Source organism: Methyloceanibacter sp. (assembly GCF_049590335.1).
In the GTDB taxonomy this organism is placed as follows: domain Bacteria; phylum Pseudomonadota; class Alphaproteobacteria; order Rhizobiales; family Methyloligellaceae; genus Methyloceanibacter.
This window is the reverse complement of record NZ_JBAWCQ010000149.1, coordinates 1-1,741: the sequence shown is the minus strand read 5'-3', so window position 1 is coordinate 1,741 and position 1,741 is coordinate 1. Positions and strand designations below refer to the sequence as shown.

2 protein-coding genes, 1 pseudogene and 1 other annotated feature are annotated in these 1,741 nt (G+C 61.5%); of the genes and pseudogenes, 2 read left to right on the top strand and 1 reads right to left on the bottom strand.

The features are described from left to right. Positions 1 to 360: 360 nt before the first annotated feature. Positions 361 to 1,376, top strand: a pseudogene (locus WBQ77_RS11480) (IS3 family transposase); the annotation flags it as partial. Then, positions 648 to 764 (top strand) — a sequence feature (AL1L pseudoknot). Its footprint overlaps the pseudogene before it by 117 nt. A 23-nt stretch (positions 1,377 to 1,399) precedes the next feature. Continuing rightward, positions 1,400 to 1,534 (top strand): universal stress protein, encoded by a 135-nt coding sequence (locus WBQ77_RS11475; protein WP_424060352.1) that lies wholly within the window; start codon positions 1,400 to 1,402, stop codon positions 1,532 to 1,534. A gap of 17 nt (positions 1,535 to 1,551) precedes the next feature. On the opposite strand, the gene WBQ77_RS11470 is transcribed toward WBQ77_RS11475, so the two are convergent. Beyond that, positions 1,552 to 1,741, bottom strand: a 190-nt coding sequence (locus tag WBQ77_RS11470) for a hypothetical protein (RefSeq protein ID WP_424060350.1), incomplete at its 5' end; no start/stop codon positions are given.

Below are 1,741 nucleotides of genomic sequence, written 5' to 3'. Positions count from 1 at the left end.
GCGCTAACGCGGGACTCGGGCGGGACGGTGGGTTTGAGAAAGTATTGGCCTCCCCCCGGCATACTTGTTTGAAGGGAAGGACGATGTCAGCGATAAAAGCGGCTGGCTCAATCATTGGACGACTGGCAGCATTGATGATCACAGCGCTAGCTCTGGTTGGCTGTGACAGTTACCCCGTGAACTATAAGTATCGACTGACCTTGGAAGTCGAGGCCGATGGAAAGGTCCATACTGGCTCGAGTGTCGTTCACGTATGGGTTCGAGAGAATGCGGAATTCTGGGGCGGTATGGGTGGCGCCCACCGCGGGGCTGAACCGCCCCGGGTTTGTCGGAGGCTCCAACTCTTGAGAGACTGGAGCCATGAAGAATCGCAAGACATCCCCGAAGTACGCGCCTGAGGTGCGTGAGCGCGCCGTGCGCATGGTTTTCGATCATGCTGGCGAGTACCCGTCGCAGTGGGCGGCCATCGAGTCGGTTGCTGCCAAGATCGGCTGCGCGGCGCAGACGCTGCACAGCTGGGTGCGACAGGCAGAGCGCGATGCAGGCCAGCGTGCCGGTTTGACGACAGACGAACGTGAGCGGCTGAAGGCGCTGGAGCGGGAGAACCGAGAGCTGCGCCAGGCCAACGAGATCCTGCGCAAGGCGAGTGCGTATTTTGCGCAGGCGGAGCTCGACCGCCGACCGAAGTCATGACGGCCTTCATCGATGAGCACCGGTCAGCGTTCGGGGTCGAGCCGATCTGCAATGTGCTGCCGATCGCCCCGTCGACCTATTATGAGCACGCCCGCCGTCGCGAGCGCCCTGAGGCTGCACCGGATCGTGTCCGCCGAGATGCTCGATTGTGCCCCGAGATCCAAAGGGTTTTCGATGATAACTACCGCGTTTATGGCGCGCGCAAGGTCTGGCGGCAGCTCCTGCGTGAAGGGCACTCGGTGGCCCGATGCACCGTGGAGCGGTTGATGCGTTCGATGGGCTTGCAAGGCGTGATCCGTGGCAAACGGGTCCGCACGACAATTTCCGACAAGGCTGCGCCTTGCCCGCGCGACTACGTCAATCGGCAGTTTCAACCGCCACGTCCGAACCAACTCTGGGTATCGGACTTCACTTACGTCGCGACATGGCAGGGCTTCGTCTATGTGGCGTTCGTCATCGACGCCTACGCCCGCCGGATTGTCGGCTGGCGCGTCAGCCGGACGGCACACGCAGGCTTCGTGTTGGATGCCTTGGAGCAGGCTCTGCACGATCGTCGACCTGTCGGCGGCGGGCTGGTTCATCACTCCGATCGCGGCGTGCAGTACGTCTCGATCAAATACACTGAGCGCTTGGCCGAAGCCGGTCTCGTGCCGTCCGTCGGCAGCGTGGGCGATAGCTATGACTGTGATTGTGGTATTGCAGCTTGATGGCAGATCTCCTGGTCGTCGGCAATCGCGGAATGTACGGCCTTCAAAGGTATCTGTGGAGCAGCGTCCCTGACGCAGTTTCTCACCACGCGCCGTGCAGCGTCCTTATCGTTGATACACGGAGCAGGCGTTGAACGCCTTTCATCGCGCGTCACTGCGCCGGCAGCATCCCCAAGACCGTCACCAAGTTCTGAGTATAGCTCCGCAAGAGATTGTCCAGGAAAGAGCCACCGCTGAGGGCCGGAGAATACTGGCTCAGCGGCCGGATGGCCTGGAATCCGCAATCATGGGCGACGGAACCGGTCATGAAGCTGGCTTGACCCACGCGAGAGACGATTGCG

Coding starts and splice junctions, on each gene's coding strand:
- WBQ77_RS11475 (WP_424060352.1), top strand. CDS start 1,400: ATGGCAGATCTCCTGGTCGTCGGCAATCGCGGAATGTACGGCCTTCAA.